The organism is Arthrobacter sp. T2-23 (genome assembly GCF_055398325.1).
In genome coordinates this window covers 2,620,761-2,644,170 of sequence record NZ_AP027917.1, presented here as the reverse complement: position 1 = coordinate 2,644,170, position 23,410 = coordinate 2,620,761, and the positions used below count along the sequence as shown (strand labels likewise).

Genomic DNA, 23,410 nt, shown 5'->3' with positions numbered 1-23,410 from the left:
TCTACTTCTTCCGGTCCGTGGTGTGGTCTGGTTTTGTGGCAGCCTTTTTGGCAGACGTCTTGGCCGCTTTTTTGTCCAGGAAGGCCTGCATGCGGTCGAACTTCGCCTGCGATTCAAACAGGATGCCCTGCGCCAGCTGGTCGATCAGCGGGTGCGCCTCCGCCGGGGCGTGGAACACGGACTTGGTGATCCGCACCGCGAGCGGATCCTGCTGCGCGATCCGGTCCGCCAGCGCATGGGCGGCATCCATCAGCTGCGCGGGGTCGTGGATCTCGGTGATGAGGCCGACGGCGAGCGCCCGGTCGGCGCGGAGCACCGCGCCGGCCAGCAGGATTTCCTTGGCGACGGGCTCCCCTACCAGTTCCTTGAGGCGCCAGCTGGCCCCGGCGGCCGCCAGGATGCCGAGGCCCGTCTCGGGGTTGCCAATCCGGACCCCGGGCGTGCCGATCCGGAAGTCGGCGGCGTAGGCGAGCTCGGCGCCGCCGCCCAGGCAGAAGCCGTCGATGGCTGCGATGACGGGCATCGGCAGTTTGGCGATCCGGACGAAGATGGTCGAGTTGATGCCCTGCAGTGCGTCGTCGCGGCGGCGTTCGCGCAGCTGGGCGATGTCCGCGCCGGAGGCGAACACGCCCTCGGTGCCCGCCATAATCAACACCTTGGGGGTCTGCTCCAGGTACGCGCAGACCCGGTGGAGTTCGTCGACCATCTGCTGGTCAATCGCGTTGCGGACCTGGGGGCGGTTGAGCAGTACCACCACCCGGTCCTCGCGTTCCTCGACCCGGAGCGTCGCAAACCCTGCCGGCTCCAGGGCCGGGGCCGCCATTAGACGCGCTCCAGCAGCATGGCCGTGCCCTGGCCCACGCCGATGCACATCGTGGCGAGTCCGATCCTGGCGTCTTCGCGTTCCATCCGGCCCAGCAGGGTGATGGCGATCCGGGAGCCGGACGAGCCGAGCGGATGCCCCAGGGAGATCGCTCCGCCGTCGCGGTTCACAATCTCCGGGTCCAGTCCAAGCCGGCGCATGGAGGCCAGCGACTGGGTGGCGAAGGCCTCGTTGAGTTCGACGGCGCCAAGGTCCCCCACGCTGAGCCCTGTCCGGGCGAGCACCTTTTGCGTGGCGGGGACCGGGCCAATGCCCATGATCTCGGGTTCACAGCCGGCAGAGGCGCCGTCGATGATGCGGGCCCGCGGGGTGAGGCCGAGCTTCTTGATGGCTGCTTCGGAGGCGACGATGATCGCCGAAGCGCCGTCGTTAAGGGTGGAGGAGTTGCCGGCGGTGACCACGGAACCGCCTGAGACGACGGGGCGGAGGCCCGCCAGGACGTCCATCGTGGTGCCGGCGCGGGGGCCCTCGTCGGTGTCCACGACCGTCTCCCCCTTTCGGGTCTTGACGGTCACGGGAACTATTTCCTGGGCGAAGCGGCCGGCGGCAATCGCGGTGAGGGAACGCTCGTGCGAGCGGACGGCGAACGCATCGGCGTCCTCGCGGGAAATGCCGTCCACGCGGGCGACTTCCTCGGCTGTTTCCGGCATGGAGTAGGTCATTTTGCCGTCGCGGGAGAGTTCGCCCTTCTGGAAGAGCGGGTTGGCGAAGCGCCAGCCGATGGAGGTATCGAAGATCTGACCCGGCTTGGCGAAGGCGGTTTGCGGCTTCTCCTGCACCCAGGGGGCCCGGCTCATGGATTCGACGCCGCCGGCAATCACGACGTCCGCGGCGCCGGATTTGATCATCTGGCTGGCCATGATGATGGCGCTTAGGCCCGAGGCGCAGAGCCGGTTGACGGTGATGCCGGGGATGTGGAGCGGGAGGCCGGCCAGGATGGTGGCCATCCGGGCGACGTTGCGGTTTTCCTCGCCGGCGCCGTTGGCGTTGCCGAGGATGACCTCGTCGATGGCGTCCGGGTCGACTCCGGCGCGGGCCGCGGCTTCACGGACCACCAGCGCCGCCAGGTCGTCGGGACGGACAGCGGAGAGGGCCCCACCGTACCGCCCCACGGGAGTGCGGGCACCGCCAACAAGAAAAGCCTCGACCATGAGAACATCCTTCACCAAGGGAGCAGGGCCGGCAGCAGGGTAAATTACCGACCGTTCGTTCTATAAAGATTACACGGCGGGGCAAGGGGGTCAACCGGAGGCCCCCGGATGACGCGCGGCGGCTCAGGCCACCGTAATGCCAAGGTGGCCCGCCAGCAGGGGCGCCAGCAGGGTCAGCTGGTAGTCGTCTACGACGAGACCCGCAAGGCTGCCGAGGCCGCTGAGCGAGCGGAAGTCGGTGCCGCGCAGGTCGAAGTCCTTGAGCCGGGCGCCAGTGAAGTCCAGGCTTCCGACCGTGCAGTTCTTCAGTGCCACCCGGGTGGCCGTGCAGGAGCCCAGGTCCAATTCGTTGATGATGCAGTCACTGATCTGGACGTCCACGAGCTTGGAGCCGCGGAGGTTGAGGTAGTCCAGCTTGCCGCCGTCGATCCGCACGGACTGCCAGCCGCTTTCATACAGTTCCGCCGAGCCCCAGCGGGGATTGCGGATTTCGACGTCGCGCAGGCTCGAGCGTGCGGCCATGAACACCGGGGCGTAGACATCGGCCAGGACGCAGTCGCGGAAGCTGACGCCGCGCAGCTGGGTTTCGTTGAACGAGGCGCCATTGAACTCGCATTCGGCAAACTCCGTGCCGCTGAGTTCCAGCCCGTCGGCGGCCGCCCGGCTCTACTGGACGCCGTCGTAGCGTTCGCCGCGGCGGAACTCCGGGGCACGGTCCTGCAGGAGGTCCGCCAGCCGGACCGGCGTGAGGCGCGGGGCGGCCACCCTATGCCCGTCCGAAGCCCGTGCCATCAGCGGGACTGCGCCTTGGCCGCGGACTCGGCGAGGGCTGAAGCGGGGGTGGTCTTGAAGTTCATGGGTTCGAGCCTAGCCCGGGGCGCCGGAAACCCGCATAGCAGGCCCGCGGTGCAGGGCGAATGAACTGAACCGGTGAAACCACTTGAATTAGTAAGCATGCTTCGTGTTATGGTGAAAGTGCGTTGAATTTCAACCGGAAACGAAAGGTGAAACACACCATGGGTATCGGAGACAAGATTCAGAACGAAGCGGAGCACCTCGGCGGCAAGGCCAAGGAAGCTACCGGTAACGCCACGGACAATGACCGTCTGAAGGCCGAGGGCCAGAAGGACCAGGTCGTCGCTGACGCGAAGAAGGTCGGCGAGAACGTCAAGGACGCGGTCAAGCGCGACTAGTCCTTAGCGTCGACGGCGTCGGACATTCCTTTGGGGGATGTCCGGCGCCGTTTTTTGTGCCCGGATGCAAGACTGTCCCCAACGGAACATCCGTCTGCAGCACGACCCAGGAGTGCATATGGCCAGGAATCCAGCAGACCGGCCCCAAGTGCCGGACATGTATCTGCACAATCTCGATCTCAGCGCGGCCAGCAGCGCCGCCGGCGGATCGCCCCAACTCCGCGGCTACCTGGCGGAGCCGGAAGGGGAGGGACCGTTCCCGGCCGTGCTTATGGTCCATGAAGCCTTCGGCCTCGACGACATCACCGTCCGGCACGCCGAGCGGCTGGCAGCCGCGGGATATCTGGTCCTGGCAGTGGATCTGTACAGCGACGGCGGCGCGCGCCGGTGCCTCGTGTCGACCATGCGCTCCCTGGCGGCCGGTCAAGGACGTGCGTTCACCGACCTGGCGACCGCCCGGCAGTGGCTGCTGGACTCAGGCCGCACAACGGGAAAAATCGGCGTGATCGGTTTCTGCATGGGCGGCAGCTTTGCCCTGCTGATGGCCAACGACGGCTTCGACGCCGCGGCGGTCAATTACGGAAGGCTGCCGAAGGACCCGGAAACGGAGCTTGCCGGTGCCTGCCCCATCGTGGCCAACTTCGGTGCGAGGGACCGGACCCTTCGTGGGGCCGCGGCACGGCTGACCTCCGTGCTCGAGTCCCTCGGCGTCGAGCACGACGTCAAGGAATTCGAAACGGCGGGGCACGCGTTCCTCAACGACGCGGAGGCCGGGCCCAGGCCACTGCGCCCGCTGTTCCGGGTGCTCGGCGTCGGGCCGGACCCGCAGTCCGCCCCCGAGGCCTGGAGCCGGATCGAAGACCATTTTGCCCGGTATTTGAAGGACTGACTCCCGCAAACACAACGACGGCGGGGGTCACCTATGCAAGGTGGCCCCCGCCGTCGTTACTGGTTTCGATTGGTTAGCAGAAGAGCTCGCTCTTGGGCTCGTTGTTTTTGACCCTCTGCCAGCCGAGCCAGAGCACCACCGCGAAGAACGGAATGGTCATTAGGGTCCACAAGCCCAGCTGGAAGACCTCGCCGGACTTGCTGGTCATGGTGTCGAACCCGATCAGCACGGTGATCGCCAGCAGCGCCACCAGGCCGGCCCAGCTGGTCCACGGGGAGCCCGGCATGGGCAGCGACGAAGCCTTGCCCTTGGTCTTCCGCAGGGCGATCTGGCTGGCGAAGATCGATCCCCAGGTGAAAATCACACCGATCGAGGCTGTATTCAGCGCCAGGTCGAAGGCGTGCGAGCCGCCCAGCCAGATGTTCAGCAGGATGCCGACGAGGTACACCGCGCCGATCGCCAGGATGGCGGCGTAGGGCACGTGGCTCTTGGACATCCGGGTCAGCCACTGCGGGGCGTGGCCGTTGTTGGCCATGGTGCGGAAGATCCGGCCGATCGAGTACAGGCCCGAGTTGCTGGAGGACAGGGCCGCGGTGATGACGATCATGTTCATCACGTCGCCCATCCACGGCAGGCCCATCTGGCCGAAGACGGTGACGAACGGCGATTCGCCGGCCTTGTATTGGTCCGAGGGCAGCAACATGGCCAGCAGGGTCACGGAGCCGACGTAGAACACGACGATGCGGATCACGACGGCGCGGATGGCCTTCGGGACCTCCTTGGCCGGGTCCTCCATCTCCCCGGCGGTGATGCCCACCAGTTCGATGGCGTTGTAGGCGAAGATCACGGCGTTGAGCACCAGGATCATCACGAGGGCGCCCTTGGGGAACATACCGCCGTCGGCTGCGAAGAGGTTGTTCACGGACGCGTGGCCGGCGCCGACCTTGGCGTTGGTGACCACCATGAAGGTGCCCACGGCCAGGAAGATCAGGATGGCCGCGACCTTGAGGACCGAGGCCCAGAACTCGAATTCACCGAACGCCTTGACGCTCAGCAGGTTCACCCCGACGAGGAGCAGCAGCGCCGCGATGGCGGTCAGTTCCACCGGGACGTTGGGGAAGAAGAACTGGAAGTACAGCCCGATCGCGATCAGCTCCGCGATGCCGGTCATGGCCCAGTTGATGAAGTACATCCAGCCGGACAGGTACGCGCCCTTCTTGCCGAACATCTCGCCGGCGTAGCTGACGAACGAGCCGGAGGTCTGGCGGTACATGATGAGTTCGCCCAGGGCACGCATCAGCAGGTAGGCGATGACGCCGGCGATGGCGTAAGAGAAGATCAGCGCGGGGCCGGTGGAGGCCAGGCGTCCGCCGGCACCCATAAAGAGTCCGACGCCGATGGCGCCGCCCATGGCGATCATCGTGACCTGGCGGCCGCTCAGGGACTTCTTGTATCCCTCGGCACTGAGGGTGGAGTCGACGACGGCGGATGGCGCCGTCGTGCTCTGGGTTTCTGTGGAAGTACTTTGTGGCACAACTGTTCCTTGTGGGTCGGGGTGTCGCCGGGACGGGCAGGCGGGCCGGGGCGCGCCAAATCAAGGGGTAAGCCCGGGGCGTGGGGTCAGCGGTGGTACCGGAGACCGCAATGGCTCGCAGCGTCGCGCGGCTCATCCATAGTACTAGCTTTCGGCACCCGACCGTGACGCGGGCTACATTGCGGGCCCTCCCGGGGAGCTAGGCTGAAGCCATGGGCACCGCTCTCCGTCAACTACCTGCGCCACGTCCGGACCTGTACGTTTTTTCCCGGCTGGACTACGCAACGGCGGGGATTTACACGGCGGTGAGCGCGTTTTTTGCCACCGCGTCCGGACTGCTGGCCCCGCTGCTGCTGCAGCTCTCCCCCAACCCGGCGATCGCATCGTACGCCGTCAATCTGGTCTTCTACGGGGTCATCGGCCTGCTCGCCCTGGCCGCGGCGCGCCACGTGGCCCGCCGGGACCTCCGCGTCCTGGCCACCAGGCCCTGGTTCACGCTGCTGATGGTGCCGCTGGCCGTGCTCGCCGCAATGATCCTGACCGCCGTCCTGGTGGCCGTGACCGGCCCGCCGCAGACCTCGGCCAACCAGGCCGGCCTGCAAGCCCTGATGCAGCAGGTCCCGGCCTGGCTGATGGTGCCGTTGCTTGTGGTGGTGGGCCCCTTTGTGGAGGAGTACATCTTCCGGCACCTGCTGATCGGCAAGCTGAGCGGGAAGCTGAACATCTGGCTCTGCTGCGCCCTCTCCGTCGCCTTGTTCGCAGCCGTGCACATCGTGGGCCAGGAAGCGCTCTCGCTGCCCGTCCTCATGCCGTACCTCGCCATGGGCGCCGTCCTGGTGTTCGTCTATGTCTGGACGGGCAAGAACGTGATGTTCTCCTATTTCGTCCATGCCGCGAAGAACCTGCTGGCGGTCATCTTCATCTACGCCGTCCCGCCGGAAGTCCTCGAGCAGTTGCAATAGCCGCCGTGAACATCCACGGGCCGCGTTGCCCCTAGGCCTAGCGCGGCGGCCGCCGGCGTCGTAGGTTCTTCCCATGGCATTGAACATCCAGATCGCTGTCGACTGCGCTGATCCCCACGGCCTCGCGGAGTGGTGGGCCGAAACCCTCGACTGGGCCGTGGAGCCCCAGGACGAGGACTTCATCCGCTCCATGATCGAGCAGGGGTTCGCAACGGAGTCCGAGACCAAGCTGCACCACGGCAAGCTGGTCTGGCGCACCGGAGCCGCCATCCGGCCGCCCGAGGACCTGGACACCAAACCGGCCACCCGGAGGATCCTGTTCCAGACCGCGCCGGAGGCCAAGACCGTGAAGAACCGGGTCCACTGGGACGTGAACCTGGCCGGCGCGGACAAGGACGAGGTGCGCGCCACCCTGGAAGCCCGCGGCGCAACGTACCTCTGGACCGCCAACGAGGGCCCGCACTCCTGGCACACCATGGCGGACCCGGAAGGCAACGAGTTCTGCATCAGCTGAGCCGATTACTAGACTCGGACTGTGAGCAACGAAATCCCCGCCAAGGTATCCGACGTTTTTGACCCCACCCGCTGGCGCACCGTGTCCGGCTTCGACGACTTCCAGGACATGACCTATCACCGGCAGGTGGAACGGTCCGACGACGGCACCGTGGTCCGGGATCTGCCCACCGTCAGGATCGCCTTCAACCGGCCCGAGGTCCGCAACGCCTTCCGCCCCGGCACCGTGGACGAGCTCTACCGGGCCATGGACCACGCCCGGATGAGCCCGGATGTGGCCACCGTGCTGCTCACCGGCAACGGCCCCTCCGCCAAGGACGGCGGCCACTCCTTCTGCTCCGGCGGCGATCAGCGGATCCGCGGCCGCGACGGGTATCGCTATGCGGACGGCGAGACGAAGGAGACCATCGACCCGGCCCGCGCCGGCCGGCTGCACATCCTGGAGGTCCAGCGGCTGATGCGGACCATGCCCAAGGTGGTCATCGCCGTCGTCAACGGCTGGGCGGCCGGCGGCGGGCACTCCCTGCACGTCGTCTCGGACCTCACCCTCGCCTCCCGCCAGCACGGCAAGTTCAAGCAGACCGACGCCACCGTGGGCAGTTTCGACGCCGGCTACGGCTCGGCCCTGCTGGCCCGCCAGATCGGCCAGAAAGCCGCCCGCGAAATCTTCTTCCTAGCCCGCGAATATTCCGCCGAGGACATGGTCCGGATGGGCGCCGTGAACGAGGCTGTGGACCACGAACGCCTTGAGGAGGTGGCGCTGGAATACGCCGCCGACATCGCCCGGCAGTCCCCGCAGGCCATCCGGATGCTCAAGTTCGCCTTCAACCTGGCCGACGACGGCCTGGCCGGACAGCAGGTGTTCGCCGGCGAGGCGACGCGGCTGGCGTACATGACGGACGAGGCGGTGGAGGGCAAGGAGGCCTTCCTGGAGAAACGCGATCCGGACTGGTCCCAGTTCCCGTACTACTTCTGAGGCTGACGCCGTGAATTCCGGAGAGGTGAACATCGAGCCCGCCCTGGCCGCGCTGGCCGCGGCCCTCCGCGGGGAGGGCCCAGCCGTCGAGCTGTCCGCCGGCGCGGACGGGTCCCCCGTCGTCGGCCTGGTGGAGACCCCCGGGTTCGAGGACGCCGCGGTGGTGGTGCGTACCTCCGGCTCCACCGGGGTGCCCAAAGCCACGGTGCTCACGGTGGATGCCCTTGCGGCTTCCTCCATGGCGACGGCGATGGCGCTCAAGGGCGAAGGCCAGTGGCTGCTGGCGCTGCCCCTGCAGTACGTGGCCGGCGTGCAGGTGCTGGTCCGGTCCCTCTTCGCCGGCACCCGGCCCTGGGCGATGGACCTCTCCGGCGGCTTCACCCCGGAGGCCTTCACCGCCGCGGCCCAGGAGCTCACCGACAAGCTCCGTTTCACCTCCCTGGTGCCCACCCAGCTGCAACGGCTGCTGGACACGCCCTCGTCGCAGACACTGGCCGCGCTCCGCCGCTTCAACGCGGTCCTGCTCGGCGGCGCGCCCGCTTCGGCCGGGCTGCTCGACGCGGCCCGTGACGCAGGCGTCAGGGTGGTGACCACCTACGGGTCCGCCGAGACCTGCGGCGGCTGCGTCTACGACGGTGTGCCGCTGGAGGGCGTCGAAGTCCGGCTGGCAGACGACGGACGCATCCTGCTCGGCGGGGCCACCATCGCCGCCGGATACCTAGGAGCCCCCGAACTGAGTGCGGAGACGTTCGTCGAGGACGAGGGGGTGCGCTGGTACCGCACCAGCGACCTCGGGGCAGTGTCCGCGGACGGCACGCTGACCGTGCTGGGCCGTGCAGACGACGTCGTCATCACCGGAGGCGTCAAGGTGTCCGCCACACAAGTGCAGGCCGAGCTGGAGCGGCTTGACGGTGTGCGGGCGGCTTTCGTGGCGGGGGTTCCGTCTGCCGAATGGGGCCAAGCGCTGGCGGCCTACGTGGTGCTGGCGGATCCTTCCCCGGAAGCGGCGGACGATTTCAGGGCGCGTTTCGCCGACGGCAGTTCGGGCGCTTTGACCGGTGCCTTGGCCCCGAAAACCGTGTTGACCGCGGCGGAACTGCTGATGCTTCCAAACGGAAAACCGGACCGGCTGGGCATGACGGTTCGGCTGGAAGCCCTGCATCAGGGAAAATAGAAAAGCTTCAACCTAGTCTGTCCAACCAGATCGTCACCAAAACCAACGAGGTACTGAACGTGGCCACAGCCGCACAATGGATCCAAGGCGCCCGGCTGCGCACCCTGCCGGCCGCGATCGCGCCGGTTCTGATCGGGTCCGCAGCCGCCTATGAGCTGGATGCCTTCCGACCCGTCAACGCACTGCTGGCCGCCATGGTGGCACTGCTGCTCCAGGTCGGCGTGAATTACGCCAACGACTACTCCGACGGCATCCGCGGCACCGACGAGGACCGGGTTGGCCCGCTCCGCTTGGTCGGCTCCGGGGCGGCGGCGCCGGCGCACGTCAAGCGGGCCGCGTTCGCGGCGTTCGGCCTGGCGATGCTATTCGGCCTGGCCCTGGTCATCATCACGCAGGCCTGGTGGCTGATCCTCGTGGGCGTGGGCTGCGTCCTGGCCGCGTGGGGCTACACCGGGGGAAAGAACCCCTACGGCTACCTCGGCCTGGGCGACGTGTTCGTCTTTGTGTTCTTCGGGCTGGTGGCCACACTGGGCACCACCTACACTCAGGCCGGCCAGATCAGCCTCGCGGCAGTCATCGGCGCGATGGGTACGGGGCTCATCGCCTGCGCCCTGCTGATGGCCAATAACGTCCGAGACATCCCCACCGACCGGGTCGCGGGGAAGAAGACCTTGGCCGTCCGGCTCGGTGACAAGCATGCCCGGGAGAGCTATGTGCTGATGCTCGCCGTTGCCATCCTGCTGGTGATCGTGCTTGCGCCCCGGCAGCCGTGGATGCTGATCGTGTTGTTGCTGATCCCGGCCATCCTGATGCCGTCGTGGCTGATGATTGCGGGACGCCGCCGCAAGAACCTCATTCCGGTGCTGAAGCAGACTGGGTTGATCAACCTCGGTTACGCGTTGCTGTTCTCGCTCGGCTTGGTGCTGAGCCACGGGTTCTAGAGCAGGTTCCGGGGGCGGCCTGCCGGGAGCGCCGGCGTCGTGCCGCCGGCGTGGCACCGCCGAGCCGCCGGCGTCGTGCCGCCCGAGTTGCTTAGGAGTCCTTGGGACGGCTGTCGGTGCGCACGGTGACGTCCGGGTGCTCGTCCACCAGCCGGTCCTCCGCGGCGGCGTCGGCGGCCTCGCCAGCGCTGCGCAGCGGCTTCGCCTGGCCGGAGAAGCGGTGGTAAATGGAGGCGGTGGCCGCGTCCCGCTGCTTCTGGAAAAACAGGAAGCTGATCGCGAAGGCCATCATCCCGGCGCAGAGTGCAGCCAGCAGCCAGCCCAGCTGCAGGTAGACAAACAGGGCGAACAACGGCGCAAACAGCGCCAGACGGATCAGGGAGTATTTCAGGAAAGCCACTCTCCCAGTTTAGCCGTCGCGGACCGGGCCCGGCCCCGCCCGGTTGTCCCGCCTGTTTGCCCGCCTGATGGCCTCGCCTGATTGCCCCGGCGCCGTTGTCCTGCACGGTTGCCCCGGCCCTCCCGGACCCGGCGCCGGAAACCCTCCCGGAGGCTAAACTGAAGCTATGCTCCGTGTTGTGGTACCCATCATCTTGCTGGTCGTGTTTGTCTACGGGCTCATCGACCTGATCCGGACCGACGCACGCCAGACCAGGGGCATTTCGAAGCCGGCCTGGATCGTCGTGCAAATCGTCCTACCGCTGATCGGCGCCGCGCTGTGGTTCCTCATCGGCAGGCCGCGCGGCAGTGCCGCCGCGTCCCCGGCCGCTTACAGCCACCCGACCGCCCCGGACGACGATCCCGACTTCCTCCGCAACCTGGAGCTGCGCCGCCGCAACCAGGCGGAGGCCGACCGGCTCAAGAAGCTCAAGGACGAACTGGACGCCAAGGAACGCGAGCTTGGCCGCGGCACCGGCCCGTCCCGCGGCCCGGAGTCCGGCGAAGCCAGCGGCGACACCACGCAGGGCACCGACGAAGTCAAGTAGCACCACGGGCATGCAGCACCGCCCGGGGGCTTGAGGTCTTTACGCCACACTGCGGCGCCCTTATTCCAGGTCTAGCCACAGGGTTACGCCCCGGCGAATACCATTCCCCATTCGCCACACATGGCCGGAATCCCACCCGTATTACGGCCGTCACCGGCAAATCACCGCGCCCTTTCCGCGCCGAACGGTTCCCTGGACCAACAATGACCTCTCACGGCCGCCTCTCTCGCCCCTAGGGCCTGGCCCACCACCACGAGCAGGCAGCCGCCTCCCTTCGCCACACATGGCCGGAATCCCACCCCGCATAGCGGCCATCTTTGGCAAACCGGCGCCTCGCACCGGCGCCATACTGTCCTGAGCCACCCATTGCCGCGGCCGGGCCGCCGTTCTTTGCCACCTATGGCCTGGCCCATCAACGCGACCGTCCATTCGCCACACACGGCCGGAATCCCACCCCGCATAGCGGCCATCTTTGGCAAATCCCCGCCATGCACCCGCGCCGCACGAACTTCCATCCGTCGGCCCACTACTCCCCCACACACGGCCCGCTCTGTGGATAACGTCCGGGCCGCCTCCCGTCGGGCGCAGAATTCACTCATGCGCCAACCCAGTGAGCTTCCCGCGCAGCTTCGAAACAAGCCGTTCACCATGGCGGACGCCCGCGCAGCAGGGCTGAGCCGACGTCGAACCCGGGCCCGGGATCTCGTCGCGCCTTGTTACGGCGTGCGCACCACTGCCACGATCACGGACACACTCCTCGAACGCGTTCGTGCCTTGGCTGCCGTAACCACCGCGGTGGTGAGCCATTCATCCGCAGCCGTGCTGTGGGGCTTCCCCCTGCCGGCATCCTTGGCGACCACGGCCCTCGTCCATCTGACGAGCCCGCCGGGCCGTCGCGCTGTGCGGCGAAAGAACGTCGTAGGCCATCAGCAGTCTTTCGAACCGGAGGAGATCGTTGCCGGGGCCAAGGTAAGTTGCACCTCCCCCTTGCGGACATGGTTCGATCTCGCGGGCATGCTCAGTCTCGATGATTTGGTGACTGCCGGCGACTTCCTGCTCCAACGCAGGAATCCCCTGACCACGCTCGCTGACCTTGACGCTTATCTCGAAGGAAAGCGAGGCACGCCGGGCTACCGGCGCGCCATGCGGGCCCGTGCCCTGGTCCGTGCCGGCACGGATTCCCCCAAAGAAACCGAACTCCGGCTGCTCCTGATCCGCCACGGACTGCCCGAACCTGGAATCAACGTCCCCATGTTCGACGAGACCGGCGGCTGGATCCAGGACCCCGACATGTCCTATGAAAGGGAAAAGGTCGCGATCCAGTACGACGGCGGCCATCATGCCAGTCCTGCACAACGTCGTAGCGATATCTTCCGGGATGAGAATGCCCGAGACGCTGGGTGGCGGGTAGTTGTATTGACGCAGTGGGATCTGAACCGGTTCGCCCCCGGCGTGGAGCCTACGGCAGTTACCAGGGTGCGGGCGGCGCTGGTGGACCGCGGCTGGAGGCCCAGCCTTGGTGCGAAGCAGCGGCAACATCCCGGGTCTGGCCCGCGTCCTGCACCCAACCGTCGTCGATCCGACACAAATGGCCGCTAAGCCGGGCGGCTTAGCGGCCATTCATGGCGAATCGTGAACTTGCTCAGCGGACAGACACACAAGACGGCAGACAGGGGCGCGGACGGACGTCACCAGCGAGTCGGCATCCGCGCCAAGGTTGGACAGCGGTGATGGACCCAGGTTCGAGGCCTGCGTCGAAGCCGAGGCTCGAGGCCGGCGCAGAGCCCGAAGTCGAAGCGACGGCGTCGAGCCCCACTTACCCGTCTGACACAAATGGCCGCTAAGCCGGGCGGCTTAGCGGCCATTCATGGCGAATTGCTGGCAAGAGCCCGGAGCCTACAGCCCCGAGTAGGAGTGCAGTCCGTTGAAGAACTGGTTAACGATCGTGAAGTTGAAGACCACGCACAAGTAGCCGACGATCGAGAGCCAGGCAGCGCGCGTGCCGGTCCAGCCGCGGGTGGCGCGGGCGTGCAGGTAGCCGGCGTAGACCACCCAGATCACGAAGGTCCAGACTTCCTTGGTGTCCCAGCCCCAGAACCGGCCCCAGGCCTTCTCGGCCCAGATGGCACCGAACATCAGGGTGAAGGTCCAGCCCACGAACGCGATCGCGTTGATCCGGTAGGACAGGTTCTCCAGGCTCAGGGCGTTGGGCACGAGGCGCATGAAGCCGAGCTTGTCCGCGCCGCCGGCGGCAAGGGTCTTTTGCCGCTGCGACTGGACCAGTTGCAGCGCGGACATCGCGAAGGTCAGGGTGAACAGGGCCGAGGACATCACCGCGATGGAGACGTGGATGATCAGCCAGTAGCTCTGCAGCGCCGGCACGAGGTGTCCCACCGGGGTCCAGTAGGCAACGGACGCGGCCACGAGCATGATGATGGCCAGGCCGATCACAAAGGTGCCCAGGAAGCGCAGGTCGCGGCGGATCAGCACCACCAGGAAGACGGCCACAGCCACAAACGCGCCGGTGGTCAGGAACTCGTACATGTTGCCCCACGGGACCCGGCCCGCGCCGAGGGCCCGCGTGATGACGCCGGCCGCGTGGATGGCCGCCCCCAGCACGGTCAATGCGACGGCGACCCGGGCGGGAACACGGCGCTCGTCGCCATAGCGCATTCCGCCGTCGGCGGTCTGGCCGGCACCGGCGCCTTGGTTGCCCGCGACCGACGACGTCGGACGTTCGGCACGGCCGATCGGTCCGGCCACGTCGGACTGGGCCCGGTCAACGGTCCCTGAGGAAGCCCCGACGCCGGCGCCCACCGGCACGCGGGCGGCCCCGACGCCGGACAGTTCCGCCGCCTTAAGGTCCACCGCGCGCAGGGTTTTGCTGCTCTTGGCCAGGTCCCAGGCGAAGGCAATGAAGGCCACCGTGTAGGTCCCGGCGGCGAGCAGCATAAAGAGCTCGCTGTACTGGCCCATGGTTTCGTTGATCGAGAACGGCATTACTGATCCTTCTTTGACTCAGGAGAGCCTGCTGTGGTCTGGAGGGAGTCTGTTGCGGGCTGTTCGGGGGAGCTCTGCGGTCCGGCATCAGCGCCTGCGCCGGTGTCCGCCCGGTCATTATCCGCCCCCGCGCTGGGAACGGGCTGGGAACCCGAGTCGTCCAGCGGCCATGCAGCCGCGAGCAGGGCCCGGATGGCGGCGGCTTCCCCGGCCAGGCGGTGGTCCTCGCCGCGGGCCAGCAGGCCGTATTCCACCATCGTCCGGCCGTCCTCGTGCGAACCGGCGCGGACCCAGGCGCGGCGGCGGTTCACGTACAGCGAGGTGACCAGGCCTGCGACCGCGAGGAGCGCGAAGAACAGAGCGTAGCCCTGGCCGGGGTTGTGGTGGATGTCCACGCCCACGTAGCGCTTGACCCCGTCGAAGCTGATGGTGCCCTTGCCGTCCGGCAGGGTGTGGGTGGCGCCGGGGGTCAGCACGATGCCCTTGGTGGGCAGGTTGCGGGCGTTGAGCGGCGTCAGCTTCTTCACGTCCAGCTCAAACACGTTCTGCGGCGAGCCGCTGTCCAGCCCGAGGTCGCCGTAGTAGGAGTTCAGTGTCAGCTGCGGGTTGAACAGCTCGGGATCGCCGCTGAAGGAAACGCCTTCCGGCGTGACGAATGCGGTGGGCAGGAAGAAGCCCGCGAAGGCGAGCTGCTCGGGCTTGGCATCGGGAACCTTGATGACCACCGAGGAATAGTAGTTGTCGCCCTGGAGCTTGGCCACCACCGGGCCCTGCATGGCGACGTTGCCGGCGGCGTCGCGCACCGTGACCACCGGGGCATAGCCGTTGCCGGTCAGGTAGATGCTGGTGCCGCCCAGGTTCAGCGGATCGTTGACCTTCAGCACCTGGTGCTCGGCGGGCGCTCCCGGGTTCTCCTTCGTGGTCACGTCTGCCTTGAAGTCGATCGGCTGGCCGAACTTGCCCTTCGATTCGCGGTCAAAGGTGATCTGGAACTTGTCCAGCTGGATGGAATAGGGCTGCAGCTGGCTGCTCTGGAAATTCGTGCCCGGCGTGAACTGGTCGTAGCCCACCAAGGTGTTCACAAAGGTGTCGCCCTCGACCAGGATGCGCTGGCCGCTGTAGCCGAACAGGCCGCCGGCCGCGACGGACACCAGCACGCCGATCAGCGCGGTGTGAAAGACCAGGTTGCCGACCTCCCGGAGGAAGCCGCGTTCCGCGCCCAGCGACGGCCGGGCTCCGTCGCGGTCCCTGACCTCTACCCGGTAGCCGCGCTTCTTCAGCAGGGCTGCGGCGTCGTCAATGGCGCGCGACGCCGGGATCCCGGCGTCGGCGGGAATCACCAGGGTGCCGTACTCGGGCAGCCGCGACAGCCGGGCCGGTGTGCGCGGGGGCTGGGAGCGCATGGCCTTGTAGTGCACGATGGCCCGCGGCACCACGCAGCCGATCAGCGAGATGAACAGCAGGATGTAGATCGCGGAGAACCACGCCGAGGAGTACACATCGTAGAGCTGCAGCGCGTCCAGGACCTTGCCGTAGTCCGGGTGGTCCTTGATGTACTGGGTGACCACCGCGGGGTTCGCGGGACGCTGCGGGAACAGCGATCCGGGAACGGCGGCGACGGCGAGCAGCAGCAGCAGGAACAGCGCAGTGCGCATGCTGGTCAGCTGTGTCCAGGCCCACCGGAGCATGCCCACCGGTCCCAGCGAGGGCAGGACAGCCTCGGCCTTCGCGGCGGACACGGCAGCGTCGGCGGGCTTCTTCCCGGTGTGGGGGGAGCCGGAGTCGGGCGTGCCGGGGCGCTTCGTGCCGTTGGCTGGGGTCTTCTTCTTTACGTTCACTCGCTCGCTCATCAGATCGGCAATTTCACATCGGTTTGGAACCAGTACTGCAGCCCGGACACCCAGGCACCCCACACGCCGCTGGCCATCAGCAGGCCGAGCACAATCAGGATGCCGCCGCCGGTGCGCTGGATGGCGAGCCGGTGCTTGCGGAAGAAGGACATCACGCCCATGCCGCGGCGCACGGCCAGGGCGATCAGCAGGAAGGGGATACCCAGCCCCAGGCTATACACGAAGGCCAGGAGGGCGCCCTTCGCCGCGGAGGACCCGCCGGAAAGGCTCAGAAGCTGGACGGCCGAGTAGGTCGGTCCGATGCACGGCGCCCAGCCCAGGCCGAAGGTGATGCCCAGCAGGGGCGCTCCCCACAGACCGGCTGGCGGTTTGGCATGGATCTTCGCGTCGCGCTGCAACCAGGAGAAACCGCCCAGGAACACGATGCCCATGATGATCACCAGCACACCCAGCAGCTGCGTGATCCACGCGTTCTGTGAGCCGGTGATCAGGGTCCCGAGCTGGCCGAAGGCCCCGCCAAGGAAGACGAAGATCACCGAGAATCCGAGGACGAAGAGCCCGATGCCGGCCAGCATCCGGCCGCGCTTCTGCTTCTGCAGGTCGACGCCGGTCAGTCCCGTCACGTAGCCAAGGTAGCCGGGCACCAGCGGCAGCACGCAGGGCGAGAGGAAGGAGACGAGTCCGGCCAGCAGCGCCACCGGGATGGCGAGCAGCAGCGACCCGCTCAGGATGGCTTCGGCGAAGGGGCTGTTCACTGCGTCGTCTACTCCACTACTCGGCCACGGCGGCGGCGATAAGGGACTTGAGGGTGCCCTTCTGGATTTCGCCGAGCACCCGGGACGCGACCCGGCCCTGTTTGTCGAGCACCAGCGTGGTGGGAACCGCGCCCGGCGGAACCAGGCCGGAGACGGCCAGCAGGACCGCCCCGTCCTTGTCGTTGAAGCTCGGGTAGCTCAGGTTGAACGTCTTGTCGAAGGCTTCGGCCGTGGCCTTTTCATCGCGCAGGTTGACGCCGAAGAACTGCACGCCCTGGGCCTTGAACTCCTGGTGCAGGGCCTCCAGCGAGGGTGCCTCCACCCGGCACGGGGCGCAGGCGGCGAACCAGAAGTTGAGCACCGTGACCTTGCCGGAGAAGTCCGACGCCGCCACGGCGGTCCCGTCGAACAGCGTCCCCTTGATGTCCACGGGTTTTTTCCGGTCGGCGACGGCGAATTCGGTCACCGAGCCGTCGCCGGCGACGTAGTTCTTGTTGTCCCCCGCCTTGGCCTGCTTGGCGAGGTCGTCTTCCTGGGCGCAGCCGGACAGCCCCAGCATGCCGGCAAGGGCCGCGCCGCCGGCGGTGAGGATGCTGCGGCGGGTCAGCCTGGGGTCGTTCCCGGACATACTCAAGCCCCCGGGGTGCTGGAGGCACCCGGCAGGAGGGCGGCTGCGGGCTCGCTGTAGTCGACGCGCTGCAGCTTGCCGGCGTCGTCGAACACCAGGGACGTGACGGAGGTGAGCGTGCATTCACGTTTCCGCGGGTCGTGCCACAGCGGCCGGCCTTCGGCGCTGAGCCGGGTGGCCCAGATGGGCAGCTGGTGGCTGACCAGGATCGCCTCCGCACCGTCGCCACCCAGCTCGATGGCCCGCAGCCGTGCGTCCTGCACCGCGGCGGTCACCCGCGCGGCCTGCTCCTTGTAGGGCTCGCCCCAGGATGGCCGGAGCGGGTTGCGCAGCATCGGCCAGTGCTTGGGCTTAAGGATCTCGGCCTTGGAGACCCGGATCCCCTGGAAGTAATTGGCGGCCTCGATGATCCGGTCCTCAGTGACGATGTCCAGGTTGAGGGCCTCCGAGATCGGCTGCGCCGTTTCCTGGGCGCGGGTCAGCGGGGAGGCTGCGAGATGCACGATCTTGGCCCCCTGCGCGGCACGTTCACTGAAATGCCCGGCAAGGGTCCTGGCCATCTCCCGGCCGAGTTCGGAGAGGTGGAACTCAGGCAGCCGTCCGTACAGGACGCCGTCGGGGTTATGGACCTCGCCGTGGCGGAGCAGATGAACGGTGGCTTGGGGCATGTGTACCAGTTTCTCAAAGGGCAGGGGCAATGACGAAATCTTCTACAGGGAGTAGAACTGAAACTTTTTGAGAAATGTTCCCCAGCGGCGGAATAAAAGATGCAAATGCATGTTTATACTGGGTGAAGCAGTTAGTTGAGACTTCAACCAATGAAGTCACGACCGACGATCAGATGACCTTCCGCAAGACCCACCCGACTCAAGGAGAACCACCATGGCACTTCCCGCCAACCTCACCACCGGCACCTGGACGCTCGACTCCTCGCACAGCGAGATCGGCTTCACTGTCCGCCACGCGGGCATCAGCAAGGTCCGCGGCCAGTTCAAGGAAGCCGACGCTACCCTGGACCTCGCCGAGAACGTCGCAGACTCCAAGGTCAACGCGACCATCAAGACGGCGAGCTTCGACTCCGGTGACGCCAACCGCGACGGCCACGTCCGCGGCGAGGACTTCTTTGACGTCGAGAAGTTCCCGGAGATCTCCTTTGTCTCCAACGCGATCGTCCCCAAGGGCGATGCCTACGAACTGCAGGGCGACCTGACCATCAAGGGTGTCACCCGCCCGGTGGCTCTGGAGACCGAGCTCAACGGTGTTGCCGTTGATCCGTTCGGCAACACCCGCGCCGGCCTGACCGCCGAGACGACCATCAGCCGCAAGGACTTCGGCCTGACCTGGAACGCCGTCCTCGAAGCCGGCGGCGTGCTGGTCAGCGACAAGGTTGCCATCAACCTCGAACTGGCCTTCATCGCCCCCGCAGCCTAGTCCCGCCTCCGCAAGAAGCGGACAGGCTGTTCCGGCCACTCGCCGGAGACCCGGCAAGCACCCCGCGCCATCCACGGATGGGGCGGGGTGCTGTGCTTAACCGGGGCCGCTGGAAAGCACTGAGGCCGCGGTCTAGAGTGAAATTCATGAGCACTACCGGCGACGCCCCCGAACCCGAGCAGCCGGATGACAATTCCCAGGATCAGGGCCGCGTCCCGCCGGAACCGGGACAGCCGGACGAGCACGGGCAGCCGGGCGGGCCAGGGCAGCCGGGCGGGCCAGGGCAGCCGGGCGGTCCAGGGTTGCCCGCCGGATCCCGTTTCCGGGTGCCGGCGCACCGGCCGCGGACGTTCAGCGAAGTCCTGCCCGCGGGTGGCTATTCCGGGATGTCCACCGTCCCTGCGATGCCCACGGAGCTGAAGATCTCCTATTGGGTGTGGGTGATCGGCGGCCTGCTGGGCCTGCTCGCCGGGGTGATCGGGCTCTTCGGCGCGCTCGTGCTGTTTGTGGTCTCGCCACCGGCCGGCATTCTGCTCCTGCTGTTGGTCCTGGTCGCCCTCGCGCTGGCAGGTGCCCAGATCACGCTCGCGATGAAGATGAAGGAGGGCTGGGAATGGGCGCGTTTCGCCCTGACCATCGCCGCCGGCGTCAGCCTGGTGCTAGCAGCCATCAGCGCCGGCGTCGCGGGCGGCGGCAGCTGGCCGGGTTTCCTCATCAGCCTTGCCGCGACCGTGCTGATGTGGATGCCCAACTCCCAGCCGTGGTTCACCGCGGAGAAGGGCCGCTTCTAGGCCTCGGTCAAGCGAAGGGGTCCCGGCCCGGGCCCGGTCCCACCGCCGGGTCGGAATGTACGGCCCGCCGGCCCCTGCGTCGCGCGGAAAATGCGGCCGAGAATACCGCTGCCGAATCACCCAAAGCGCCGCGGGCCCGGGGTACGGTGGAGTTAAACCACGCTGGGGGCAGGTTTTAGGCACTGGTCCCGGCGTCCACCCCGCCATCGAATGCAAAGGACCGCCATGAGTAACCCGCCAGTCGAGCCTTCCGGTCCGGAGGGACCCGAGTCGGGCAAGCAGGCTCCGCAGTACGGCCAAAACGCGCCCCAGTATGGGCAGAACGCGCCCCAGTATGGCCAGCAGCCGCCGGCGCCGCAATACGGCCAGCAGGGCCCGCAGTACGGCCAAAACGCGCCCCAGTACGGCCAGCAGCCGCCGGCTTACGGACAGGGCCAGTATGGCCAGCAGCCGCCGGCTCACGGACAGGGCCAGTACGGCCAGAGCCCCTACGGCCAGTCGCCCTATGGGCAGTACCCCTCGGAGCTCCCCACCGGCGGCGTCGGGGCCCGGCCGTCCCAGCTTGACCTGGCCTTCTGGCTCATCATCGGCGCGGGCGTGCTTTCCCTCATCAACAGCCTGGTTGTCTCCTTCTCCGGGGCCGGGTACTTCGAGACCGCCATGCAGCAGGCGGCCGCCCAGCAGGGCCGCAGGCTCACGGCGGACGACCTCGGTGCGATGCGCACCATCATCCCGGTCAGCGGCGTCATCGGCGGCCTGATTTCCTTCGGGCTCTACTCGCTGGTCGCTTTCCCGGTCCGCAAGGGCAAGAACTGGGCCCGCATCCTGGGGACCGTCTTTGCCGCGTTCTCGCTGCTGGGCCTCTTTGGCGGCATGTTCGCCTTCGGCGTCCTGTCCGGCATCCTGCAGCTCGCTGTGATTCTGATGGGCGTCGCGGGCATCGTGATCCTGTACATGCCGGCCGTCGCCCCGTACTTCCAGAAGCAGCAGCCCTTCGCCAACCCGTATTCGCAGAACCCTTACGGCCGCTAGTCCAGGGCCCCGCCAACGGGCGCAGCATCCGGACCGCCAACGGAATCTAGTCGGCGTCTTCCGGGTCCTGCGCCCGTTGCGCATGGTAGGCAAGGATCTGCAGTTCGGTGGCCATATCCACCTTGCGCAGGTTCACTCCGGGCGGGACCTGCAGCATGACCGGGGCAAAGCTGAGGATGCTGCGCACGCCCGCGGCTACCACCCGGTCGCACACGCCCTGCGCCACCGCCGCGGGCAGGGCGAGCACCACCATATTGGCGCCGGTGCGATGCAGCACGGCTTCGAGGTCGGCGGCGTCGCTCACCCGCAGCCAGCCCACCTCGCTGCCCACCACCATCTGGTCGGCGTCGAAAATCGCCACGATGTCAAAGCCCCGGGATTCGAACCCGCCGTACCGGGCGAGTGCCTTGCCGAGGTTGCCGGCGCCGACGATCGCGACCTTCCAGTCGCGGGTCAGGCCCAGCGCGGCGGCAATATGACGGTTCAGGTACTGGACTTCATAGCCCACGCCCCGGGTTCCGTAAGAGCCCACGTAAGAGAGGTCCTTGCGGAGGGTGGAGGAGCTGACGCCGGAGGCCTCGGCCAGCGACTCGGAGGAAACCCGGTCCACGCCCTCAGCCAGCAGGGTCGTCAGGGCGCGCAGGTAGATCGTCAGCCGGGCCACGGCCGCGGGCGGGATCTGCTTGGCCGCAGTCCCGGCTCCCCCGGGCAGGGCGTCGGGTGATGAATCCAGCGAGGTCACTATCTGCTCCGTTGCGTCGCGTTGTGACTCCACTCTAGAGCCCCCGCAGTTCGGGCCACAAAGCAGGCGCCGGCGGTCCCGCGGGCCAGGGGTCCGGGCGCGCTCAGGCGGGACGTTCCAGTGCCCGCCGCAGGGTCCTGGCCAGCCGTACCTCGTCGATCCGCCAAAAATCCCGCTGGACGCCGTCCACCAGCAGCACGGGAATCTCCTCGGCGAAGCGCTCGCGCAGCTCCGCGTCGTCGTCGATTGACCGCTCCGACCAGCCCAGCCCCAGCGCGGCAGTGACACGACCGACGGCGTCGCGCGCGTCGGCGCAGAGGTGGCAGTCAGCCTTGGTGATGAGGACTACTTCGGGAGGGGACGCGGGTGAGGCCATGGATCCACCGTAGCCCGGCGCGCCGCCCGACGTCGACGCGTCCGGTTCAGTATCCCGATTCGGCGGCGTGCTCCGTACCGTGTGCCGTTCCGCGCCCGGCCCGCGCGGTGCGGCGGGGCCGAGTGCGCATGGGAATCCCCGGCATTGACTAGACTCGGTGCATGCCCGAGGAGAAGATCGTCGCCGCGGCCACGAGGCCGGTTGCGTCAGCGCAGCACGGCGAGGCCGCTTTCTTCGACGTCGACAACACCCTCATGCGGGGCGCGAGCCTCTTCCACGTGGCCCGGAAGATGTACCAGCGCGGGGCATTCACGATCCCACAGGCAGCCGGTTTCGCCTGGAAGCAGCTGATGTTCGTGTTCCGCGGCGAAAATATCGATGACGTCCACGCCGTCCGCGACACCGCCCTGAGCCTGGCCTCGGGTTTCACCGTGGAGGACATCGCGGCCCTCGGCGAGGAGGTCTACGACGAGATGATCGAGTCGCGGATCTGGCCCGGCACCAAGGCGCTGGCCGAACAACACCTGCGCATGGGCCGCCCGGTCTGGCTCGTTACGGCCACCCCGATTGAAGTCGCCACCGTGATCTCCACCCGGTTGGGCCTGACCGGCGCGCTCGGGACCGTCGGCGAAATCCGCGACGGGTCCTACACCGGACGGCTCGTGGGCGAGATTCTGCACGGGCCGGCCAAGGCAGTGGCCGTCCGCGGGATCGCCGAGGCCGAGGGCCTGGACCTGAACCGCTGCTGGGCCTACAGCGACTCGCACAACGATATTCCGCTGCTGAGCATGGTGGGCCACCCCGTGGCCATCAACCCCGATGCCCGGCTGCGCCGCCACGCACGCGAACACAACTGGCCGGTCTACGACTTCCGGTCCGGACGCCGGGCGGCGACCCTGGGCCTGAAGGCCGCGACGGTGGGCGGGGCCATCTACGGCCTCTGGCGGGGCTTCTCCCGCTTCCGGGGCCCGACGGTCTAGCCGCCCGCGCCTGGGCAAAGAAAATGCCCGCTGCCGGACAGGCAACGGGCATTGACGCTGGACGAAGTATCTCTACTTCTTGTTGCGACGCTGGTGGCGCGTCTTGCGAAGCAGCTTGCGGTGCTTCTTCTTGGCCATACGCTTGCGACGCTTCTTAATAACTGAACCCACGAAAGTTCCTTACCGGCTAGATGCAGTACCTGCCCGTTGGGAAAGGTCCGCGGGCTAAGCAAGCGAACTGAACAACTGACAGGTTCTTACAATGACGTAAAACGTTCCTTAACAGGGTACCGCCTATCCGGGGCACACCACGACCGCAGGCCCCGCGAGGGGGTCTGCTGTGGCCCGGTGCGACAGCAGAAGACTCAGGCCGTCTCAGTATGTCCGTCGACAACAGCACCCTTGAGGTACTGTTCGACGGCGTTTTCCGGAACCCGGTAAGAGCGGCCAAAGCGCACCGCCGGCATTTCGCCGGAGTGCACCAAGCGATACACGGTCATCTTTGACACCCGCATCACATCCGCGACCTCGGCCACGGTGAGAAAGCGCGCGTTGGAGAAGTTGGCCTCCGAAGACATTTCCCTAATTCCTTTTGCTCAAGCGAACGGCTGCCCCGTCTGAAC

Annotated in this window: 26 protein-coding genes and 1 pseudogene; 13 read left to right on the top strand and 14 right to left on the bottom strand. The window is 67.3% G+C overall.

Translation table 11 applies throughout. The features are described from left to right. Position 1: 1 nt before the first annotated feature. The 3 genes and pseudogenes from ACZ5Z0_RS12310 to ACZ5Z0_RS12300 all read right to left on the bottom strand — a co-directional run bounded on the left by ACZ5Z0_RS12310 (position 2) and on the right by ACZ5Z0_RS12300 (position 2,826). On the bottom strand, positions 2-823 hold the full coding sequence (locus ACZ5Z0_RS12310; RefSeq protein ID WP_464108681.1) for an enoyl-CoA hydratase/isomerase family protein: 822 nt from the start codon (positions 821-823) through the stop codon (positions 2-4). Then, positions 823-2,034, bottom strand: coding sequence for a thiolase family protein (locus ACZ5Z0_RS12305; protein ID WP_464108680.1), 1,212 nt, complete (start codon positions 2,032-2,034; stop codon positions 823-825). Before ACZ5Z0_RS12305 ends, ACZ5Z0_RS12310 begins: the two co-directional genes overlap by 1 nt. Positions 2,035-2,157: 123 nt before the next feature. Continuing rightward, positions 2,158-2,826 (bottom strand): annotated as a pseudogene (locus ACZ5Z0_RS12300) (pentapeptide repeat-containing protein). Between the two features lie 224 nt (positions 2,827-3,050). Between ACZ5Z0_RS12300 and ACZ5Z0_RS12295 the strand changes: the two are divergent. Beyond that, positions 3,051-3,227: a CsbD family protein gene (locus tag ACZ5Z0_RS12295; RefSeq protein WP_138768393.1), complete on the top strand. Its 177-nt coding sequence runs from the start codon at positions 3,051-3,053 to the stop codon at positions 3,225-3,227. A gap of 118 nt (positions 3,228-3,345) precedes the next feature. Then, positions 3,346-4,116, top strand: a complete 771-nt coding sequence (locus ACZ5Z0_RS12290) for a dienelactone hydrolase family protein (RefSeq protein ID WP_464108679.1) — start codon at positions 3,346-3,348, stop codon at positions 4,114-4,116. A gap of 73 nt (positions 4,117-4,189) precedes the next feature. On the opposite strand, the gene ACZ5Z0_RS12285 is transcribed toward ACZ5Z0_RS12290, so the two are convergent. After that, the gene (locus tag ACZ5Z0_RS12285; protein WP_464108678.1) at positions 4,190-5,650 is read right to left on the bottom strand and encodes an amino acid permease; all 1,461 of its coding nucleotides are present in this window, start codon (positions 5,648-5,650) and stop codon (positions 4,190-4,192) included. Positions 5,651-5,862: 212 nt separating this feature from the next. Here ACZ5Z0_RS12285 and ACZ5Z0_RS12280 point away from each other — a divergent pair, with 212 nt between their 5' ends. The 5 genes from ACZ5Z0_RS12280 to ACZ5Z0_RS12260 all read left to right on the top strand — a co-directional run bounded on the left by ACZ5Z0_RS12280 (position 5,863) and on the right by ACZ5Z0_RS12260 (position 10,216). Beyond that, positions 5,863-6,612, top strand: coding sequence for a lysostaphin resistance A-like protein (locus ACZ5Z0_RS12280; protein ID WP_464108677.1), 750 nt, complete (start codon positions 5,863-5,865; stop codon positions 6,610-6,612). Positions 6,613-6,685: 73 nt separating this feature from the next. After that, positions 6,686-7,126, top strand: a complete 441-nt coding sequence (locus ACZ5Z0_RS12275) for a VOC family protein (RefSeq protein ID WP_464108676.1) — start codon at positions 6,686-6,688, stop codon at positions 7,124-7,126. A 21-nt stretch (positions 7,127-7,147) separates the two neighbouring features. Next, positions 7,148-8,101, top strand: a complete 954-nt coding sequence (locus tag ACZ5Z0_RS12270; RefSeq protein WP_464108675.1) for a 1,4-dihydroxy-2-naphthoyl-CoA synthase — start codon at positions 7,148-7,150, stop codon at positions 8,099-8,101. A 10-nt stretch (positions 8,102-8,111) separates the two neighbouring features. Next, complete coding sequence (locus ACZ5Z0_RS12265) at positions 8,112-9,275, top strand: AMP-binding protein (RefSeq protein ID WP_464108674.1); 1,164 nt, start codon at positions 8,112-8,114, stop codon at positions 9,273-9,275. A gap of 59 nt (positions 9,276-9,334) precedes the next feature. Continuing rightward, a complete protein-coding gene (locus tag ACZ5Z0_RS12260; RefSeq protein ID WP_464108673.1) occupies positions 9,335-10,216 on the top strand; it encodes a 1,4-dihydroxy-2-naphthoate polyprenyltransferase in 882 nt (293 codons plus the stop codon). A gap of 91 nt (positions 10,217-10,307) precedes the next feature. Here ACZ5Z0_RS12260 and ACZ5Z0_RS12255 read toward each other — a convergent pair whose 3' ends face one another. Next, on the bottom strand, positions 10,308-10,616 hold the full coding sequence (locus tag ACZ5Z0_RS12255) for a DUF4229 domain-containing protein (protein WP_464108672.1): 309 nt from the start codon (positions 10,614-10,616) through the stop codon (positions 10,308-10,310). Between the two features lie 166 nt (positions 10,617-10,782). Here ACZ5Z0_RS12255 and ACZ5Z0_RS12250 point away from each other — a divergent pair, with 166 nt between their 5' ends. Together ACZ5Z0_RS12250 and ACZ5Z0_RS12245 are read left to right on the top strand one after the other, a co-directional pair. Next, complete coding sequence (locus ACZ5Z0_RS12250) at positions 10,783-11,202, top strand: PLD nuclease N-terminal domain-containing protein (RefSeq protein ID WP_464108671.1); 420 nt, start codon at positions 10,783-10,785, stop codon at positions 11,200-11,202. Positions 11,203-11,799: 597 nt separating this feature from the next. Then, the gene (locus ACZ5Z0_RS12245; RefSeq protein WP_464108670.1) at positions 11,800-12,801 is read left to right on the top strand and encodes a hypothetical protein; all 1,002 of its coding nucleotides are present in this window, start codon (positions 11,800-11,802) and stop codon (positions 12,799-12,801) included. 297 nt (positions 12,802-13,098) lie between these two features. Here the strand turns inward: ACZ5Z0_RS12245 and ccsB are convergent, their stop codons facing one another. The 5 genes from ccsB to ACZ5Z0_RS12220 are packed head-to-tail and all read right to left on the bottom strand — an operon-like array spanning position 13,099 to position 18,103. Continuing rightward, the gene (gene ccsB, locus ACZ5Z0_RS12240; protein ID WP_464108669.1) at positions 13,099-14,202 is read right to left on the bottom strand and encodes a c-type cytochrome biogenesis protein CcsB; all 1,104 of its coding nucleotides are present in this window, start codon (positions 14,200-14,202) and stop codon (positions 13,099-13,101) included. Then, positions 14,202-16,052, bottom strand: a complete 1,851-nt coding sequence (gene resB / locus ACZ5Z0_RS12235) for a cytochrome c biogenesis protein ResB (RefSeq protein ID WP_464108668.1) — start codon at positions 16,050-16,052, stop codon at positions 14,202-14,204. Before resB ends, ccsB begins: the two co-directional genes overlap by 1 nt. After that, entirely contained in the window at positions 16,052-16,807 is a 756-nt protein-coding gene (locus tag ACZ5Z0_RS12230; RefSeq protein WP_464108667.1) for a cytochrome c biogenesis CcdA family protein, read from the bottom strand. The genes resB and ACZ5Z0_RS12230 overlap by 1 nt, the downstream gene beginning before the upstream one ends. Positions 16,808-16,823: 16 nt before the next feature. Further along, entirely contained in the window at positions 16,824-17,435 is a 612-nt protein-coding gene (locus ACZ5Z0_RS12225) for a TlpA family protein disulfide reductase (protein WP_464108666.1), read from the bottom strand. Positions 17,436-17,437: 2 nt separating this feature from the next. Continuing rightward, positions 17,438-18,103: a histidine phosphatase family protein gene (locus ACZ5Z0_RS12220; protein ID WP_464108665.1), complete on the bottom strand. Its 666-nt coding sequence runs from the start codon at positions 18,101-18,103 to the stop codon at positions 17,438-17,440. A 214-nt stretch (positions 18,104-18,317) separates the two neighbouring features. Here ACZ5Z0_RS12220 and ACZ5Z0_RS12215 point away from each other — a divergent pair, with 214 nt between their 5' ends. The 3 genes from ACZ5Z0_RS12215 to ACZ5Z0_RS12205 all read left to right on the top strand — a co-directional run bounded on the left by ACZ5Z0_RS12215 (position 18,318) and on the right by ACZ5Z0_RS12205 (position 20,689). Beyond that, positions 18,318-18,866: a YceI family protein gene (locus ACZ5Z0_RS12215; RefSeq protein WP_138768379.1), complete on the top strand. Its 549-nt coding sequence runs from the start codon at positions 18,318-18,320 to the stop codon at positions 18,864-18,866. 146 nt (positions 18,867-19,012) lie between these two features. Next, the gene (locus tag ACZ5Z0_RS12210) at positions 19,013-19,657 is read left to right on the top strand and encodes a hypothetical protein (protein ID WP_464108664.1); all 645 of its coding nucleotides are present in this window, start codon (positions 19,013-19,015) and stop codon (positions 19,655-19,657) included. A 225-nt stretch (positions 19,658-19,882) separates the two neighbouring features. Further along, on the top strand, positions 19,883-20,689 hold the full coding sequence (locus ACZ5Z0_RS12205) for a GtrA domain-containing protein (RefSeq protein ID WP_464108663.1): 807 nt from the start codon (positions 19,883-19,885) through the stop codon (positions 20,687-20,689). 46 nt (positions 20,690-20,735) lie between these two features. On the opposite strand, the gene ACZ5Z0_RS12200 is transcribed toward ACZ5Z0_RS12205, so the two are convergent. After that, complete coding sequence (locus tag ACZ5Z0_RS12200; protein WP_138768377.1) at positions 20,736-21,431, bottom strand: redox-sensing transcriptional repressor Rex; 696 nt, start codon at positions 21,429-21,431, stop codon at positions 20,736-20,738. Between the two features lie 103 nt (positions 21,432-21,534). Further along, positions 21,535-21,807, bottom strand: coding sequence for a glutaredoxin family protein (locus ACZ5Z0_RS12195; protein ID WP_464108662.1), 273 nt, complete (start codon positions 21,805-21,807; stop codon positions 21,535-21,537). Between the two features lie 161 nt (positions 21,808-21,968). Between ACZ5Z0_RS12195 and ACZ5Z0_RS12190 the strand changes: the two genes are divergently transcribed. Continuing rightward, positions 21,969-22,787: an HAD family hydrolase gene (locus ACZ5Z0_RS12190; protein ID WP_464108661.1), complete on the top strand. Its 819-nt coding sequence runs from the start codon at positions 21,969-21,971 to the stop codon at positions 22,785-22,787. A 72-nt stretch (positions 22,788-22,859) separates the two neighbouring features. Here the strand turns inward: ACZ5Z0_RS12190 and ACZ5Z0_RS12185 are convergent, their stop codons facing one another. Further along, on the bottom strand, positions 22,860-22,958 hold the full coding sequence (locus ACZ5Z0_RS12185; protein WP_003792170.1) for a 30S ribosomal protein bS22: 99 nt from the start codon (positions 22,956-22,958) through the stop codon (positions 22,860-22,862). Between the two features lie 194 nt (positions 22,959-23,152). After that, positions 23,153-23,365, bottom strand: coding sequence for a helix-turn-helix domain-containing protein (locus ACZ5Z0_RS12180; protein ID WP_138768374.1), 213 nt, complete (start codon positions 23,363-23,365; stop codon positions 23,153-23,155). Positions 23,366-23,410 lie beyond the last annotated feature (45 nt).